This is a genomic window from Parahaliea mediterranea (assembly GCF_003402235.1).
Classification (GTDB): domain Bacteria; phylum Pseudomonadota; class Gammaproteobacteria; order Pseudomonadales; family Halieaceae; genus Parahaliea; species Parahaliea mediterranea.
Map to the genome: position 1 here is coordinate 138,191 of NZ_QEWO01000001.1, position 18,098 is coordinate 156,288.

Below are 18,098 nucleotides of genomic sequence, written 5' to 3' on the forward strand. Positions count from 1 at the left end.
TGCAGCCCCAACCGGCCGCCGTCTGGTGCCGCCTGTGCGCCGGCGCTATGCTAGTGCCCATGGATAAAACAAGCGACAACAAACTGGTCATCGCTATCTCCTCCCGGGCGCTGTTCGACCTGGACGCCAGCCACAAGGTGTACGAGGAGCAGGGCCTGCAGGCCTATTCCGACTACCAGGTGGTCCACGAGGATGAACCGCTGGAGCCGGGCGAGGCCTTCCCCCTGGTGCAAAAAATGCTGCGCCTGAACGAAATGCTGGGGGGTGAGGCGCAGGTGGAGGTGGTGCTGCTGTCGCGCAATAGCGCCGACACCGGGCTGCGGGTGTTCAACTCCATCGAGCACTTTGGCCTGCCCATCAGCCGCGCTGCCTTCTGCGGTGGCGACAGCCCCTGGCGCTACATTCGCGCCTTTGGCTGCCAGCTGTTTCTGTCCAATGAGGCGGAGGACGTGCGCCACGCGCTGGATTGCGGGGTGGCGGCGGCGACTCTGGTGTCGTCCCGCGGCGGCAGCTCCGACACCGGTCAGCTGCGCTTTGCCTTTGACGGCGATGCGGTGCTGTTTTCCGACGAGGCCGAGCGCATCTACAAAACCGAGGGCCTGGAGGCCTTCACCGCCAGCGAGCAGGCGGCGGCCCACACGCCGCTGGGAGGCGGTCCCTTCAAGCCCTTCCTGGCGGCCCTGCACCGCCTGCAGCAGGCCTTTCCGCCCAGCGAGGCGCCAATTCGCACCGCCCTGGTCACTGCCCGCTCGGCGCCGGCCCACGCCCGGGTTATTCGCACCCTCCGGGCCTGGAATATCCGCATTGACGAGTCTATTTTTCTCGGTGGGCTGAATAAAACCGAGTTCCTGAGGGCCTACCAGGCGGATGTGTTCTTTGACGACCAGCAGACCCACTGCGCCTCCGCCGGCCCCCATGTGGCCACCGGGCATGTGCCGCACGGCGTCGCCAATGCCTGAAGTCATCCCTTATGCCTGAATCGCTAGCGCTGGCTTTGATTAACTACTATTGTGCATATAGCACCGCCCTGGCCGGGGCGCGACGGGGGTCTTACGGGAGGCGGTCATGAAGTTGCAACAGCTTCGCTATATCTGGGAAGTGGCTCATCACGACCTGAACGTGTCGGCTACCGCCCAGAGTCTCTATACCTCCCAGCCCGGCATCAGCAAGCAGATTCGCCTGCTTGAGGACGAACTGGGCGTGGAAGTTTTCGCCCGCAGCGGCAAGCACCTGACCCACGTAACACCGGCCGGCGAGGCCATTCTGAAGGCCGCCGGCGAAGTGCTGCGCAAAGTGGAAAGCATCAAGCAGGTCGCCCAGGAGTACTCCAACGAGAAGAAGGGCAGCCTGTCCATTGCCACCACCCACACCCAGGCGCGCTACGCCCTGCCGGCCACCATTCGCTCCTTCATCGAACGCTATCCCGAGGTGTCGCTGCACATGCACCAGGGCACGCCGATGCAGATCTCAGAAATGGCCGCCGACGGCACGGTGGACTTTGCCATAGCCACCGAGGCCCTGGAGCTGTTCTCGGATCTGGTGATGATGCCCTGTTACCGCTGGAACCGCTGCGTGCTGGTACCGCGCGACCACCCGCTCACCCAGCTGTCGCAACTGAGCCTGGAAGACGTGGCCGCCCACCCCATCGTGACCTATGTATTCGGCTTTACCGGTCGCTCCAAGCTGGACGAGGCTTTTATGGCCAAGGGGCTGGTGCCCAAGGTGGTGTTCACCGCCGCCGATGCCGATGTCATCAAAACCTATGTGCGCCTGGGCCTGGGTATCGGCATTGTCGCCCACATGGCCTACGACAGCAGCGTGGACAGCGACCTGGTGGCGCTGGATGCGAGCCGCCTGTTCGCCAGCAGCGTGACCCGCATTGGTTGCCGCCGCGGCACCTTCCTGCGCGGCTATATGTACGACTTTATCGAAGACTTTGCCCCCCATCTGACCCGCCAGGTGGTGACTGAGGCCTTCGCCTGCCACAGCAAAACCGAACTGGAAGAGCTGTTCTCCCACCTGGAACTACCGGTCTACTGAACCAGCCCACCCCTGCCTGCAGGTTAAGCCGCCCCTTCAGCGCGCTTGCGCCGCCTTGCGCCAGCGGCTAGATTGTCGCGCTTTATTTGCCTGCTGGAGTAAGTACATGGAACTGGCCTGCCTGGACCTGGAAGGGGTACTGGTCCCCGAAATCTGGATTGCCTTCGCCGAGAAAACCGGCATTGAGGAACTGCGCGCCACCACCCGCGACATTCCCGACTACAACGTGCTGATGCGCCAGCGCCTGGGCCTGCTGGATCAGCACGGCCTGAAGATCGATGACATCCAGCAGGTGATTGCCACCCTTGAGCCCCTGGAAGGCGCGGTGGAGTTTGTGGACTGGCTGCGGGAGCGCTTCCAGGTGATCATCCTGTCCGATACGTTTTATGAGTTCTCCCAGCCGCTGATGCGCCAGCTGGGCTGGCCGACCCTGTTCTGCCACCGGCTGATTACCGACGACAGCGGCCGGGTGGTGGACTACAAGCTGCGCCAGGAAGACCCGAAGCGCGCCTCGGTGAAGGCCCTGCACAGCCTGCACTACCGGGTGATTGCCGCCGGCGATTCCTACAACGACACCACCATGCTGGCCGAGGCCGACGCGGGCATTCTGTTCCATGCGCCCGACAACGTGATCGCCGAGTTTCCCCAGTTTCCGGCGGTACACACCTATGCGGACCTGAAGCAGGCCTTCATCACCGCCAGCGAGCGCGACCTCAGCCTGTAAGGGCCGGCTATTCGGGCGGCAGGGTCCTGCCGCCGTGAATGCGCTCGCGGAACAGCTGCACCAGTTTGAAGAAAATGGGCACCAGCAGGGTGCCAAACACCGCCGAGGCGATGGTGCCGCCAAAAATCGCCAGCCCCAGTGACACCCGGCTGGCGGCCCCGGCGCCGCTGGCGATCACCAGCGGGAACACGCCCACGGTGAAGGACAGCCCGGTCATCATCACCGGGCGAAAGCGCTGGTGGGCGGCGGTGACCGTGGCCTCCTGCAGATCCATGCCCTCGGCCTCGCGCAGCGACTTGGCAAACTCCACAATGAGAATGGCGACCTTGGCCGCCAGCCCCACCAGCAGCACCAGCCCGATCTGGCCGTAAAGGCTCAGCGATTCACCGCCGATCAGCAGGCCCGCCATGGCTCCCACCATGGCCAGCGGCACCGACAGGATAATGGCGATGGGCATGCTGAAGGATTCGTACAGGGCCGCCAGGAACAGGAAGGTAAACACCAGCGACAGCCCCAGGGCGATGGGTGCCAGGTTGCCGGACTTGCGCTCCTCGAAACTGGAGTCGGTCCACTCGTACTTGAAGCCGGGCAGCAGGGCACCACCCGACAGGTTCTCCATGGCGTCCATGGCCTGGCCGGAGCTGTACAGCGCCGCCGGCTGGCCGGTGACGGTGGCGGCGTCGTAGGTGTTGTAGCGGTACAGCACATCGGCCCCCTGTACCGGGCGGGTGCTCACCAGGGCCGACAGGGCCACCATCTGGCCGTTCTGGCCGGGCACATACAGGGATTTCAGATCCGATTCGGTCTGGCGGAATTCCGCCTCGGCCTGGGCCATCACCCGGTAGGTTTTGCCGAACAGGTTGAAGTCGTTGATGTAGAAGCCGCCCAGTTGGGTCTGCAGGGTGAGGAAAATGTCCTGCACAGACACGCCCAGGTTTTTGGCCAGCTCGCGATCCACCTCCAGCCAGATCTGCGGGTAATCCGCCCGGAAGGTGGAGAAGGCACGGGCGAGTTCCGGTTGGGCATTGGCCTGTTGCAGCAGGGTCTGCACCATGGCTGCCATGGTTTCGGCGCCGCGGGACTGGGTGTCCTCCAGCACGTAGGAAAAGCCCGCCACCGTGCCAAGGCCGGGAATGGCAGGGGAGCCAAACACCAGCACCCGCGCCGAGCCCAGTGCGCTTAGCTCCTGCTGGTACTTGCGCTGCAGGGCGAACTGGTGCGCCTCGGGCGAGGTGCGTTCCGACCAGGGCTTGAGCTTCACAATCACCATGCCGGCGTTGGATTGCAGGGCGGTGTTGAGCAGGCTGTAGCCGTTCACCGACAGCACCAGCTCCACTGCCGGGTCGTCCTTGAGGCGGGTGTAGATGTCATCCATTACCTGGCCGGTGCGGTTGAGTGAGGCGGCGGCGGGCAACTGCACGTCCACAATAAAAAAACCCTTGTCTTCGTCCGGGATAAAGCTGGTGGGCACCACCCGGTACATCAGCACCAGCAGGGCGAACAGGCCCACGATCAGGGCGCTGCTGATGACCAGATGCGCGGCCAGCCAGCCCACCAGCCACACGTAGCCCCGGGTGACGGCCGCGAAACCGCGGTTGAACACGCGGATGACGGGGTTGGGGCCGTGTTCGCTCTCCTTCATCAGCATGACGCACAGGGCCGGGCTCAGGCTGAGGGCGTTGATGGTCGATATCAGCACCGATACCACTAAGGTGGCGCCAAACTGGGCAAACATCTCGCCGGTGATGCCGGGCAGCAGGGTGGTGGGGGCAAACACCGCCGCCAGCACCAGGGAAGTGGCCACAATGGGGGCGGCCACCTGCTGCATGGCCTTTTCGGTGGCGGGGCGGGCCGCCAGGTGCTCTTCGTGCATCAAGCGCTCGACGTTCTCCACCACCAGGATGGCGTCGTCCACCACCACGCCAATGGACAGGATCAGGGCGAACAGGGTGACGGTGTTGATGGTCATGCCCAGGGCATAGAGCACCGCCAGGGTGCCGATCACCGCCACCGGCACGGCGATGGTGGGCACCAGGGTGGCGCGCACGCTGCCCAGGAACAGGTAAGTCACCAGCACCACCAGCACCACGGTGAAGATGAGGGTGAACACCGTTTCCTCCAGCGAGGCTTCGATGAACAGGGTGGTGTCGTGGCCCACCACGTATTCCAGACCCTCGGGAAAGTAGGTGGCCAAGTCGTCCATGCGCTCGCGCACCTGCTCGGAGGTGGTCAGGGCGTTAGCGTCGGACTGCTTGTAGATGGCAATCAGTACGCCGGGGCGATTGTTGAATTCACCGTAGCCCTTGTAGGCCTGGGCGCCGAGCTCCACCCGGCCCACATCCGCCAGGGTGAGGCGGGCGCCCTGGTCGTCGCTGCGCAGGATGATGTTCTCGAACTCTTCCACACTGGACAGTCGGCCCTTGGTTTTGAGCACATACTGGAACTGGGTGGTGTCGGGGTTGGGCGGGCCGCCGAGTTGGCCGACGGCGGCCTGCTGGTTCTGCTCGCGCACCGCCGCCAGCACCTGGTTGACCGACAGGTCGTGGGCGTTGAGCTTGATCGGGTCCAGCCACAGGCGCATGCCGTAGTCCAGCGCGCCGATAATGCTGGCCTCGCCAACACCTGGGATGCGCGCCAGCTCGCCGGTGATGTTGAGGCTGGCGTAGTTAGACAGGAACACGCCGTCAAAGCGCTCGTCGGGTGAATGCAGGTTCACCACCATCAGCATGTCCGGCGAACGTTTCTTGACGCTCACGCCCCGCTTGCGCACTTCCTCCGGCAGGCGCGGGGTGGCCAGGGCCACCCGGTTCTGCACATCCACCTGAGCCAGCGACGGGTCGACATCAATCTCGAAGGTCACGGTGAGGGTGTAGCTGCCGTCGCTGGCGGATTTGGAGGACATATACACCATGCCCTCGGCGCCGTTCACCTCGTCTTCAATGGGCGCGGCTACTGCTTCTTTGACGGTTTCGGCGCTGGCGCCGGGGAAGTTGGCTCGCACCACCACCTTGGGGGCGGCGATGTCCGGGTACTGATCCACCGGCATGACGATGGCGGCAAGGGCGCCCAGCAGGGTGATCAGGATGGAGATGACCAGGGCAAACCTGGGACGACGGATGAAAAACTGTGGACTCACCGGGCTGGACCTCCGTAATGGGGCTCAGACATTGCCGCTGGCAACGTCAATCAGGGCTCTGCGACTACCACTGGGCTGCCGGGGGGCAGGGCCTGGCCGCCCTGCAACACCACGCGCTCGCCGGGCTTGAGACCGGTGCGCACTGACCAGTCGGCACCATCGCGGATGCCCACCTCGATATTGCGCCGCTGCAGGGTGCCGTCCTCGGCAATGGCCATCACATAGTGCCCCTGCTGGTCCTGCTGGACGCTGGCCTGGGGAATGAAGGCCCCGGTAACGCTGCGCAGGGCATGGCCGTGCAGAATCACGTTCTGGCCGGGCAGCAGTATGCCGTCGGGGTTGGGGAATTCGGTGCGCCCGATAATCATCCCCGGCGCTGCTTTGGCGTTGTGGTCCCAGGCCTGGAAGTGGCCCTCGTGGGGGTAGGCCTCGCCGCCGGTGAGTTCCAGCGACACTTTCACTTCTGGCAGCTCCACGCCCTCGGCGGCCAGCTTCTGGGCCAGCAGGGCAAAGCGGTTGTAGGTGCTCTGTTCCACACTGCCGATCACGTAGATCGGGTCCAGCTGGGACAGCTCGAACAGGGCCGTGACGGAGAGCTGGCTGACCAGGTCGCCCACCGCGTGGCCAGGGGGGCTGATGCGGCCGCTGAAGGGCGCCAGAATGCGGGTGCGTGACAGGTCCAACTCATGCTGTTCCAGGCTGGCCTGGGCCTCGGCCACCTTGGCGCGGGCACCCTCTACCGCCGCCTTGGCGGCATCGTAGTCCAGCTGGGAGATATAGCCCTTGGGCAGCAGGGATTCGGCACGCTCCCAGTTGGCTTCGGTCTGCCGGGCCGAGGCCTGTGCCGACTGCAGTGCGGCCATGGCGGCGGCCAGGTTGGCCTTGAAGTCGGCCGGGTCAAGTTCCACCAGCAGCTGGCCTTCTTCCACCAGCTCGCCGCCCTTGAAATGTTGCGCCTGAATGCGCGCGGCAATTTGCGGTTTGATGTTTGCCGATTGCACTGCCTCGGTTTTGCCGTTCAGGGTGAAGGCCGGCTCAATGGTGCGCTCGGTCACCGTGGCCACCTGGCCCGCCCGCAAGGTCAGCGCCGCGGGTGCGCTGGCAGGCGGTGCGTTGGAGCTGCCTTTGTCGCAGCCACCAGGCCCCAGGGCGAGCAAGCCGCAGAGTAGGAAAAGGTGTTCAACGCGCATGGCCGGATACCCCCAGTTGCGGCCCTTTGGGCCGCTTAGTTATTACATGCTGTCTGTACCACAAAACCGCAACGGGTCGGGCACCAACCCACTATAGTGCATGTAGGTGAAACTGTTGGGCGTTTTCAGGTTGGGCTGAACTCGGTTTCTAGGCAGTTGAGAAAGCGCCCGACTTTATCCAGGGTTTCGCTGTGCTCGGCGGCGCAATCGGAATCGGCAACGATGCCGCCGCCGCCCCAGCAGCGCACTTCGGTGCCATTCATCAGCAGGCTGCGAATGGCAATGTTGCTGTCCATGCGGCCATCGGCGCTGATGTACAGCAGCGATCCGCAGTAGGCCTGGCGCGGGGTGTTTTCCAATTCGGCGATGATCTGCATGGCCCGCCGCTTGGGCGCCCCGGTGATGGAGCCGCCGGGGAAGGCGTCGCGCAGCAGGTCCAGGGCGTCGCGCCCCGGCGCCAGTTCGCCGCTGATGGCACTCACCAGGTGGTGCACGGTGGGGTAGCTTTCCACCTCAAACAGGGCGTCCACGCCGATGCTGCCGGGCAGGCAGCTCTGGCCCAGGTCGTTGCGCAGCAAGTCGACAATCATCAGGTTTTCGGCGCGGTCCTTCGGGCTGTGGCGCAATTCGCTGGCCATGGCGGCATCCGCCGCGGGGTCGTCCAGCCGTGGACGGGTGCCCTTGATGGGGCGGGTTTCCACGTGGCGGCCGCGCAGGGAGAGAAAGCGCTCCGGTGACAGGCAGAGCAGGGCACCGTCGCCCTGCTGCACATAGCCCGAGAAGGGCGCGCCGGCCATCCGGCGCAGGGCGCGATAGGCAGCGAACGGCTCGCCCCGGTAAGGAGCGCTGAAGCATTGGGCCAGGTTCACCTGGTAGCAGTCACCGGCGCGAATGTAATCGGCAATGCGGCCAAAGGCCCGACGGTAACCCTGTTCACCCAGCCGCGATTGGAAGCGACCCAGCAGGGTGAAAGCGTCCTCGTGCGCGGCAGGCGGCTGGCGCAGCCGCGCCAGCAGGTCGGCCCGCCAGGGGGCGGGCAGGGCGGGCAAGTTGACCAGGGTGCTGCGCTGTAGCAGGTGATCCTGAATGATACAGGCATCGTAGGCGCGCAGGGCCACCAGCGGCTGTTCGCCGGCACTGGCGGGAGTGATGCCGTGTAGCAGGGCGCCGGCGTCGTAGCTGATGTAACCGAGCAGCCCGCCGCAAAAGGGCAGGTCGGCATCCTGGGCGCCAATGCCCCGGTAGCGCTGGCGCTGGTAGGTTTGCAGTTCGCCGAGATGGCGTCGCACGCTCGCCCCATCCTGCGCGGCCCCGGTCAGAACTGGCGGGCTGTCCGCGGCTGCCCTGGCCACCACAATGTCGAAGCGGCCAGCCCGCGGCGCGCCGTGGCTGCTGTCCAGCAGGGCGGCGTCCGGCAGGTCGCGCAGGCGCTTGAACAGGTCGCAGACGTCGCTGAAGTAGGGGACTTCTTCGCGCTTCAGGGCAAATTCAGGCATGTCGTCCCACGGGGAGTGCCGCGAGGACCGCCAGGGTCAATGTTGGCACTGCTTATTTCCGTATCAGCGGCAAGCCAAAAATACGCAAACTGGTAGAGGAGAGCGGTTTAACCACTTGAATTGCGTCCAGAATGTCAATTTTCGTGTCACCTCGGGAAATTGACTCACCCAAGGTGGTGAATTACTGTGTTTCGCCGATACAGCGGCAGGACTGCATCCTAAGCCCGCCAATCGCAACGCGCAAATCCCCCAAAGTCTCGAGGAGCATGAACGGGCACTTCCCCACGGGTGTCGCACGGCAACCTTACAGCCCGATAAAGAAGGACTATGACAGCACACAACGATCAAGCACTCATCGCCTCCCTGGAGAATCCCTTCGCCGAAAAGAACGAAGTGGAATTCAAGGTTCCCGGCCAGGTGGCCAGCGAACCGGGTCTCTACGAAAATGCCCTCAAGGCTGGCTGGGAATTGCAGCAGCGCCCCTACCGGGCCGCCGGTGTCAAAAGCATCCAGCGTCAGCACCAGAAGAACCGCATGACGGTGTGGGAGCGCATCCAGTTCCTGGCCGACGAGGCGCCCACGGTGCTGTACCAGAACTGGGGCCCCAATCTGGATGGCGCTTCGCTGGTGACCGCCCTGATCAAAGTGGGCGGCCGCGATATCGCCATCTACGGCCACGATTTCACCGTGCGCGCCGGCTCCATGGATGCCACCAACGGCAAAAAGCTCGCCCGGCTGTTTGAACTGGCCGCCAAGCGCCGTATTCCGCTGGTAGGCCTGAACGATTCCGCCGGCGCCTACATTCCGGCCGGGGTAGGGGGGCTGGACGGCTACGCCGACGCCTTTACCGCCCTGCGCAAGATCTCCGGCGTGGTGCCCTCCATCATGTGCATGTTCGGCTTTAACGCCGGCGGCGGCTCCTACCTGCCGCGCCAGGGCAGCTTTCTCATCCAGCCCAACGAGACCTTCTTCGGCCTGACTGGCCCCGGGGTGGTGAAGTCGGTCCTTGGCGAGGACGTAACCCCCGACGAACTCGGCGGCCCTGGTGTGCACAGCCAGAGCGGCGTGACCGACTTTGTGGTGCCCGACGAAGTGGCGGCCCTGCGCAAGGTGCGGGCCCTGCTCAACTACCTGCCCAGCAGCAACAACGCGCTGGCGCCGCACCAGGCCTCGTCGGACCCGGTGACCCGCAAAACCTGGGACATCGACATCCTGCTGAAGAAAGCCTTCAACTCCCCCACCGGCTTCAATACCCCCATCGATATCACCATCATGATCCAGCAGTTGTGCGATCACGGTGACTTCCTTGAAATTCAGGCCGAACGCGCCCGCAACACCATCACCGCCCTCGGGCGCATGGGCGGCAACGTGGTGGGCTTTGTGGCCAACAACTCGGCGGTGTCCTCGGGCCAGATCGATATCGACGCCGCCTACAAGAACGCGCGCTTTATCCGCTTCTGCAACCTCTACAACATCCCGGTGATCTTCCTAGAAGACACCACCGGCTTCCTGCCCGGGCGCGAGCAGGAAAGCCGCGGCATTGTGCAGGCCGGCCGCGCCATGCTGGATGCCATTGTCGATCTGCGCACCCCGCGCTTTCTGGTGCTGGTGCGCAACGCCTTCGGCGGCGCCTATGCGTCCTACAACAACTACCCCACAGGGGCCGACTTTGTGGTGGCCCTGCCCACCACCCGCGTGGCGGTGATGGGCCCGGCGGGCGTTGAGTACGTGTACAAGGACGAACTGAAAAAACTGCGCGGCGCGGTGGCCGGAAAAATCGCCGCCGAAACCGAGGCCCAGGTTCAGGCTGGGCTGTCCGCCGACGATGCCCGCGCCATGGCCGAGCAACTGGTGGGCAACTGGGTCAAATCCGAAGAACAGCTGCTGGCCCAGCGCTACGAGCGCGAACTGATGAACCCCAACGAGGCGCTGAGCCTTGGGTCTATCTCGCAGATTGTCATGCCCTCCGATTTGCGCCAGGTGCTGGCGGAGCACATGGACTTCTGCCTGCGCCACTACACGCCGGAACCGCTGTCTTCGGTACAGCGCGAATTCCACTAAGCCGCCGCAACGCACAAGAACAGAGGAAACACCGTGTCCAACGAGCACTATCTGCGCAACCCCCTGATTCACCGCGACCGGCGCCTGGGCCGTCGCCACTCGGACTGGGTCAACCAGTTTGACTGCACCCACCTGCGCCCGCTGATCATCTGCCGCGGCCCCATTCGCAAAGAGGCCATGGATGTCTTCAGCGAAATGGGCATTGTGGACTTTGGCATTCTGCTGTCCGAGAAGGACTCCATCGTCTACCAGAACGCGCTGGCGCCGGAACTGCGCAGCATTGCCAACCCCGACCGCGTGCACCGGGTGCCGGACTACACCGGCGCCAACAAGGAAGAGCGCGACCAGCGCATCGCCCAGATCATCGCCATTGCCCACGAGAACGGCTACAACGCCATTTTCGCTGGCTACGGCTTTATGGCCGAGGACGAGAGCATGGTGGCGGCCATGGAGCGCGCCGGCCTCAACTTCATCGGCCCCTGTTCGCGCACCGTGCACGACGCGGGCCTTAAGGACGAAGCCAAGCGCACCGCGCTGAAGTCCGGGGTTTCGGTGACCCCTGGCATCGACAACGGCACCGCCCTGACCCTGCTGAAAAAGCACCCGAGCATTGCAGACCTCAAGGCCCTGTGCGCCGACCAGGGCTTGGCGGTGGAAGAGGGCGCCCTGGATAACCCGGACATCAGCCTGGAGGACAAGGCCGACCTGGTACTGGCGGCGTCCTACAACAAGGGCATCGATCTCTACACCGTGGATGAGCTGAGTGCCACATTGACGGAGGCGGTGGAGAAAATGGCCGCCGACTACCCCGAAAACCGCGTGCGCCTGAAGGCCATCAGCGGCGGCGGCGGCAAGGGCCAGCGTATTCTCGGTATTGGTGAAGCCCCCCGCACCCCGGAAATGGTGCGCGAGATTCTGAACGAAGTGAAAACCACCGGCGTTGGCGACAACAAGAACGTACTGGTGGAGCTGAATATCGAAACCACCCGCCACCAGGAAATCCAGGTGATCGGTAACGGCCAGTGGTGCATGACCATGGGCGGCCGCGACTGCTCGCTGCAGATGCACGAACAGAAACTGCTGGAAGTGTCGGTGACGGTGGAATCCCTGCAGGCGGCCATCGCCCAGGCCGAGGCCAGCGGCAACGAGGTGGAAACCCGCATCCTCAAGCAGGACTTGCTGACGCTGGAGGCCATGGAGAACGAGGCGGCCCGTTTCGGCGAAGCCGTGGGCCTGGATTCGGTGTCCACCTTTGAGTGTATTGTCGATCGCGACAAGCACTTCTTCATGGAGATGAACACCCGTATCCAGGTGGAGCACCGCGTCACCGAGCTGTGCTATGCCCTGAAGTTCACCAACCCCGAAAACCCCGACGAGCACTTTATTGTCGAGTCGCTGGTGGAGGCCATGGTGCTGCTGGCGGCCCACGGCGAAAAACTGCCGCGTCCCGATCGCATCCTGCGCCACAACGACAGCGTGGAGGCGCGCCTCAACGCCACCAACCAGGCCCTGCAGCCCAGCGCCGGCGGTGTGATCGAGGCCTGGTCCGACGCGGTGGAAGGCGAGATTCGCGACGACCAGGGCATCAGCCTGCACAACCCGGACACCGACGTGTTCATGAAGTACACCCTGGCCGGTGCTTATGATTCCAACATCGCCCTGCTGCTGACGGTGGGCGAGACCCGCCTGGACACTTACGAGCGCATGGCCGAGGTGATCCGCCAGACCAACATGCGCGGCAAGGACCTGGCCACCAACCTGGAATTCCACTACGGCCTGGTGAACTGGTTTATCGGCCAGAACATCAATGCCCGCCCCACCACCCGCTTTATCGTGCCCTACCTGACCGCCGTGGGCGAGCTGAAAGAGCAGGCCAACGGTGTCGACCTGGACTACGCCTGGCGGCAGGTGTGCAGCGCCGCGGCGGCGGGGCACGATGGCGAGGCGGCCAAGGCCATGGCCACGGCCCTGGACCTCAAGAGCACCCTGTTCCTGCGTCCACTGGCCCGCCTGCTGGAAGAGCCCCACGTACTGTCGGGCTGGCTCAGCATCAACCGCGACTGTTACACCCTGATCAACGGCAAGGTGAGCTGGAACGAAAACCCGGTGGAACTGCTGGCCGACACCTACCACTATCTGAACATGGATTATGTGGCCGGCGCCCCCGCCGCCAGCATGATCTGGGATCACGACAACGACGTGCTGCAGCAGGCGGTGGACTTCTACGCCGAGCTGAACAACCGGGTGGACGCCGACGACTGGATTGCCCTGCAGACGCTGCTGGCTGAGGCCCAGGCCCCGGCGGGCTTCTCCGAGGCCGGCTGGGGTGAGGTGCGGGCCGCCCACAAGGGCTTCCAGGCCGGCGCGGAAATTCTCGCCATTCTGCCGGCCATTGCCGAGGCCACTGGTTACTACGACCTCACCGTCAACCCGGACCTCAGCATCCACATTCCCGAGCGCCTGTTCGACGGCGAGCTGCAGGAGCGCATGGCCAAGGTGCTGGTGCCGCCGCCGGTGGCCAAGTCCGACGAGATCCTGGCGGAGAGCGGCGGCATGTTCTACGGTCGCGAAACGCCCCAGCACGACGTTTACGTGAAAGAGGGCGACCACTTCAACGCCGGCGACCCGCTGTACATCGTGGAAGTGATGAAGATGTTCAACAAGGTCTACGCGCCGTTCTCCGGCACCATCGAGAAGGTGCTGGTGGAAGACGACGGCGTGATCATCAGCAAGGGCCAGCCCCTGTTCAAGATCACGCCGGACGAAAAAATCGTGGTACAGACCCCGGAGGAAATTGCCGCCCGCCGTCGCAAGATGACCGGCGCATTCCTCGAACAGATTGTGTGAGGCAACGCCTATGATTACCGGACTCGACCACATTGCCATCGCCGTGCCGGACCTGGAGAAAGCGGTCAAACGCTTCCTCGAGGACTTCGGCCTCAACTACGAAGGCACCGAAGACGTGGCGGCGGCAAAAACCTCCACCGCCTTCTTCCCCCTGCCACCCACCAGCATTGAGCTGGTGCATCCGCTGAATGGCGAAGGGCCCATTGCCAAGTACCTGGAGAAGAAGGGCGGGGGCCTGCACCATCTGTGCTTTCGCACCGACGACATCCATGCCGACGTGGCACGCCTGAAGGAAAAGGGCTACCAGTTCCTGGCGGACGAACCCAGCCCCGGGGCACACGACTGCCTGGTGATTTTCATTCACCCGAAGAGCTGCGATGGGGTACTGATCGAGCTGAGCCAGCCGCCGGCGGGCCACTGACCGCCCGCTACCAATGACCAAGCCCCCGGCACAGGGGGTTTCCATGACAACACCCGAACCGGGCCCGCCGGGGCCTGTTTCACGAGGATTCCCCATGAGCGACAAAATCTACAACAAATCCGCGGCCACGCCAGAGGCCTGGCGCGAACTGGCCAGCAAACAGATGCGCGGCAAGTCGCTGGATGACCTGACCTGGCAGACCCCGGAGGATATTCCGGTAAAACCGCTGTACACCGCCGCGGACATCGAGGGCCTGGACTTCACCGATACCATGCCCGGCCTGTCGCCCTACATTCGCGGCCCCCAGGCCACCATGTACGCCGGCAGACCCTGGACCATTCGCCAGTATGCCGGCTTCTCCACCGCCGAAGCCTCCAACGCCTTTTACCGCAAGGCCCTGGCGGCCGGTGGCCAGGGGGTGTCGGTGGCCTTCGACCTTGCCACCCACCGCGGCTACGACTCCGACCACCCCCGGGTGACAGGCGACGTGGGCAAGGCCGGCGTTGCCATCGATTCGGTGGAGGATATGAAAATCCTGTTCGATGGCATTCCGCTGGATCAGGTGTCGGTGTCCATGACCATGAACGGTGCCGTGCTGCCGGTGCTGGCCGGCTACATTGTGGCCGCCGAAGAGCAGGGCGTGAGCCAGGACCAGCTGGCCGGCACCATCCAGAACGACATTCTCAAAGAGTTCATGGTGCGCAATACCTACATCTACCCGCCCGCGCCCAGCATGAAGATCATCGGCGATATCATCGCCTACTGTTCCGAGCACATGCCGCGCTTTAACACCATTTCCATCTCCGGCTATCACATCCAGGAAGCCGGGGCCAACGCCGCGCTGGAGCTGGCCTACACCCTGGCCGACGGGAAAGAGTACATTCGTACTGCCTTGGCCGCCGGCCTTGATATCGACCAGTTTGCCCCGCGCCTGTCCTTCTTCTGGGGCATCGGCATGAACTTCTACATGGAGATCGCCAAGATGCGCGCGGCGCGCCTGCTGTGGGCGAAGATCGTCTCCGAATTCAACCCCAAGAACCCGAAAAGCTCCATGCTGCGCACCCACAGCCAGACCTCCGGCTGGTCGCTCACCGAGCAGGATCCTTACAACAATGTGGTGCGCACCACCATCGAGGCCATGGCGGCCGTATTCGGCGGCACCCAGTCCCTGCACACCAATGCCCTGGACGAGGCCATTGCGCTGCCGACTGAATTTTCCGCCCGCATTGCCCGCAACACCCAGCTGATCATCCAGGAAGAGACCGGCATCACCAACGTGGTGGACCCGTGGGGCGGCTCCTACCTTATGGAATCACTCACCCAGGATATTGCCGACAAGGCCTGGGAGCTGATCGAGGAAGTGGAGCAGGCCGGCGGCATGGCCAAGGCCATTGAAACCGGCATGCCCAAGCTGCGCATTGAAGAAGCTGCCGCCCGCAAGCAGGCCCGCATCGATCGTGGCGATGACGTGATTGTCGGCGTGAACAAGTACCAGACCGACGCCGCCAGCGAAGTGGAAGTGCTGGATATCGACAACGAGGCAGTGCGCAAGTCCCAGCTAGAACGCCTGGCCAGCCTGCGCGAGGGTCGCGACGAAGCAGCGGTGGAGGCGATTCTGGAAGACATCTACCAGTGTGCGGTATCCGGTAAGGGCAACCTGCTGGCACTGGCCGTGGAAGCCACCCGCCGCCGCGCTACTGTGGGCGAAATCTCCTTCGCCATGGAGCGTGAATTTGGCCGCTTCAACGCCCAGGCCCAGACTGTCTCCGGCGTCTATGGCTCCGCCTTCCAGGACGACGAGAACTGGCAGGGCATCAGCACCGACATTGACGCCTTTGTGGAAAAACACGGTCGCCGCCCGCGCATGCTGGTGTGCAAAATGGGCCAGGACGGCCACGACCGTGGCGCCAAGGTGATTGCCACCGCCTTTGCCGATGTCGGTTTTGATATCGACCTGTCGCCGATGTTCTCCACCCCGGAGGAAGTTGCGCGCCAGGCCATCGAAAACGACGTGCATGTGGTGGGTGCGTCCTCCCTGGCCGCCGGCCACAAAACGCTGGTGCCGCAACTGGTGGAAGAACTGCGCAAGCAGGGCGCCGACGATATCGTGGTGATTGCCGGCGGGGTGATCCCCCGGCAGGACTACGACCACCTGTACCAGGCTGGCGTTAAATGCATCTTCGGCCCCGGCACGCCCATCCCCCAGTGCGCGCGCGAAGTGCTGGATGCGGTGAATGACGTCGCTGGCTGATTTGACGGCATGCGCAAGGGTCAGTTTCCATTCGGGCGCGCTTTCGTGCGCCTTCTGATCGGGCCCCTCACCCCGTGAGCGGCTTTGATATTGCGCCCATGCTGGCGGGTAACCGGCGGGCCCTGGCCAAGGCCATCACCCTGGTGGAGAGCAAGCTCGACCGCCACCGTGAGCAGGCCCAGGACATCCTGCAGCAGGTGCTGCCGCACAGCGGCAACAGCATCCGCATCGGCATCACCGGGGTGCCGGGCGTGGGCAAGTCAACCTTCATCGAAGCCTTCGGCCTGTACCTGATCTCCCAAGGCAAGCGCGTTGCGGTGTTGGCGGTGGATCCAAGCTCCCCGGTGGCCGGTGGCTCCATTCTCGGCGACAAAACGCGCATGGAAGAGCTGTCGCGCCGCGAGGAGGCCTTCATCCGCCCCTCGCCCTCCGAGGGCGCCCTGGGCGGTGTGGCGCAAAAAACCCGCGAAACCATGCTGCTGTGCGAAGCCGCGGGCTACGACGTGATCCTGGTGGAAACCGTTGGCGTTGGCCAGTCGGAATACCAGGTGGCGGGCATGGTGGACTTTTTCATGGTGCTGATGCTGCCGGGTGGCGGCGATGAGTTACAGGGCATCAAGAAGGGCATTGTCGAACTGGCGGATGCGCTGGTGATCAACAAGGCCGATGGCGACAGCTCGGTGCTGGCCAAGCGCACCCGCCAGCATTACAACAACGCCATGAACCTGCTGCGCCACACCAGCTTCTGGACGCCGCGGGTGATGACCTGCTCGGCCCTGCAGAACGACAACGTGGACGCCGTGTGGGGCATGATTGTCGACTACTACCTGCAGGCGCAGGACAACGGCGCCTTTGTCAGCAAGCGCGCGCGGCAGAACCGCCAGTGGATGCACCAGCTGGTGGACGAAATGCTGCATATGGGGCTGTCCCGCCACCCGCGGGTGCGCGAAATCCTGCCGGCGTTGGAGCGCGATGTGGCCGAAGGGCGGGCGACAGCCTATGGCGCGGCCCGCCGGATCATGGATGTCTTCCAGGCCTGATGGCATGCGATTTTACCCGCTGGACAAGCTGATCAACCTCCACGATCACTACACCCGGCACTTCAAGATCGACAGTGCTGAATTGCTGTTGATCCAGCGCGCCGGGCAGCGCTACCTGATTGAGGCCCGCTGCCCGCACCGCGACCATCCCCTGGACGTGGCGACCATCGCCGACGGCGTGATCCAGTGCGCCCTGCACCAGTACCAGTTTGCCATTGCCGATGGCCGCCTGATTCACGCCACCGAGGAACCCTGCCGCAGCCTGCGCACCTTCGCGCTGGTGTATGAGGGCAACGAAGTGGGCGTGATGCTGCGCGATGCCGACGATTAACGCATCGCCGTTAGCCTTTCGCGTGCAGTGACAGTAGACTCGGCAGCGTTTCCACCACTAGCGCCGAGGAGGCCCCATGGCACACCCCAAAATTGGCAACATGGCACCGGCATTCAGCCTGCCCGACCAGGACGGCAACAAGGTCAGCCTGAAGGACTTCAAGGGCAAGCAGCCCGTGGTGCTGTTCTTCTACCCCAAAGCCATGACGCCGGGCTGCACGGTGCAGGCCTGCGGCATTCGCGATAGCCGCAAGGCGCTGGACAAGCGCGGCGTGGCGGTTTTCGGTATCAGCCCCGACCCCGTGGCGCGCCTGCCGAAGTTCATTGAAAAGCAGGGCCTGAACTTTTCACTGCTGTCAGACGAGGATCACGCGGTGGCTGAAAAGTACGGCTGCTGGGGCCTGAAGAAATTCATGGGCAAGGAGTTCATGGGGCTGATTCGCACCACCTTCATCATTGGCCAGGATGGCCGCCTGCTGAAGGTGATGGACAAGTTCAAAACCAAAACCCACCACGAGGACCTCTTGGCCGAGCTGGATCAGCTCGGCCTTTGATACTTGCT

At 63.9% G+C, this 18,098-nt stretch carries 13 protein-coding genes; 10 read left to right on the top strand and 3 right to left on the bottom strand.

Going from position 1 to position 18,098, the window contains the following annotated elements; genetic code table 11:
• Positions 1 to 59: 59 nt before the first annotated feature.
• The 3 genes from DDZ17_RS00515 to thrH all read left to right on the top strand — a co-directional run bounded on the left by DDZ17_RS00515 (position 60) and on the right by thrH (position 2,764).
• Positions 60 to 959, top strand: a complete 900-nt coding sequence (locus DDZ17_RS00515) for a 5'-nucleotidase (protein WP_116364902.1) — start codon at positions 60 to 62, stop codon at positions 957 to 959.
• Between the two features lie 106 nt (positions 960 to 1,065).
• A complete protein-coding gene (gene cysB / locus DDZ17_RS00520; RefSeq protein WP_116364010.1) occupies positions 1,066 to 2,040 on the top strand; it encodes an HTH-type transcriptional regulator CysB in 975 nt (324 codons plus the stop codon).
• Between the two features lie 106 nt (positions 2,041 to 2,146).
• Complete coding sequence (thrH, locus tag DDZ17_RS00525; RefSeq protein ID WP_116364011.1) at positions 2,147 to 2,764, top strand: bifunctional phosphoserine phosphatase/homoserine phosphotransferase ThrH; 618 nt, start codon at positions 2,147 to 2,149, stop codon at positions 2,762 to 2,764.
• Positions 2,765 to 2,771: 7 nt separating this feature from the next.
• Here thrH and DDZ17_RS00530 read toward each other — a convergent pair whose 3' ends face one another.
• From DDZ17_RS00530 to pabB, 3 genes are all read right to left on the bottom strand, one after another.
• A complete protein-coding gene (locus DDZ17_RS00530) occupies positions 2,772 to 5,900 on the bottom strand; it encodes an efflux RND transporter permease subunit (RefSeq protein WP_116364012.1) in 3,129 nt (1,042 codons plus the stop codon).
• Positions 5,901 to 5,950: 50 nt separating this feature from the next.
• Positions 5,951 to 7,090 carry an efflux RND transporter periplasmic adaptor subunit gene (locus DDZ17_RS00535; protein WP_116364013.1) on the bottom strand — a complete coding sequence of 380 codons (1,140 nt, stop codon included), beginning with the start codon at positions 7,088 to 7,090 and terminating at the stop codon, positions 5,951 to 5,953.
• Positions 7,091 to 7,215: 125 nt separating this feature from the next.
• Complete coding sequence (pabB, locus tag DDZ17_RS00540) at positions 7,216 to 8,586, bottom strand: aminodeoxychorismate synthase component I (protein ID WP_116364014.1); 1,371 nt, start codon at positions 8,584 to 8,586, stop codon at positions 7,216 to 7,218.
• Positions 8,587 to 8,913: 327 nt separating this feature from the next.
• On the opposite strand from pabB, the gene DDZ17_RS00545 reads away from it, so the two are divergent.
• The 7 genes from DDZ17_RS00545 (at position 8,914) to bcp (ending at position 18,090) form a co-directional block, all read left to right on the top strand.
• Positions 8,914 to 10,647 (top strand): acyl-CoA carboxylase subunit beta, encoded by a 1,734-nt coding sequence (locus DDZ17_RS00545; protein ID WP_116364015.1) that lies wholly within the window; start codon positions 8,914 to 8,916, stop codon positions 10,645 to 10,647.
• Between the two features lie 33 nt (positions 10,648 to 10,680).
• Positions 10,681 to 13,494, top strand: a complete 2,814-nt coding sequence (locus DDZ17_RS00550) for an ATP-binding protein (RefSeq protein ID WP_116364016.1) — start codon at positions 10,681 to 10,683, stop codon at positions 13,492 to 13,494.
• Positions 13,495 to 13,504: 10 nt separating this feature from the next.
• A complete protein-coding gene (mce, locus tag DDZ17_RS00555) occupies positions 13,505 to 13,915 on the top strand; it encodes a methylmalonyl-CoA epimerase (protein ID WP_116364017.1) in 411 nt (136 codons plus the stop codon).
• Between the two features lie 94 nt (positions 13,916 to 14,009).
• Positions 14,010 to 16,166, top strand: a complete 2,157-nt coding sequence (gene scpA / locus DDZ17_RS00560) for a methylmalonyl-CoA mutase (RefSeq protein ID WP_116364018.1) — start codon at positions 14,010 to 14,012, stop codon at positions 16,164 to 16,166.
• Between the two features lie 98 nt (positions 16,167 to 16,264).
• The gene (gene meaB / locus DDZ17_RS00565) at positions 16,265 to 17,206 is read left to right on the top strand and encodes a methylmalonyl Co-A mutase-associated GTPase MeaB (RefSeq protein ID WP_116364903.1); all 942 of its coding nucleotides are present in this window, start codon (positions 16,265 to 16,267) and stop codon (positions 17,204 to 17,206) included.
• 4 nt (positions 17,207 to 17,210) lie between these two features.
• The gene (locus tag DDZ17_RS00570; protein WP_116364019.1) at positions 17,211 to 17,537 is read left to right on the top strand and encodes a Rieske (2Fe-2S) protein; all 327 of its coding nucleotides are present in this window, start codon (positions 17,211 to 17,213) and stop codon (positions 17,535 to 17,537) included.
• Between the two features lie 76 nt (positions 17,538 to 17,613).
• On the top strand, positions 17,614 to 18,090 hold the full coding sequence (gene bcp, locus DDZ17_RS00575; RefSeq protein WP_116364020.1) for a thioredoxin-dependent thiol peroxidase: 477 nt from the start codon (positions 17,614 to 17,616) through the stop codon (positions 18,088 to 18,090).
• Positions 18,091 to 18,098: the final 8 nt, after the last annotated feature.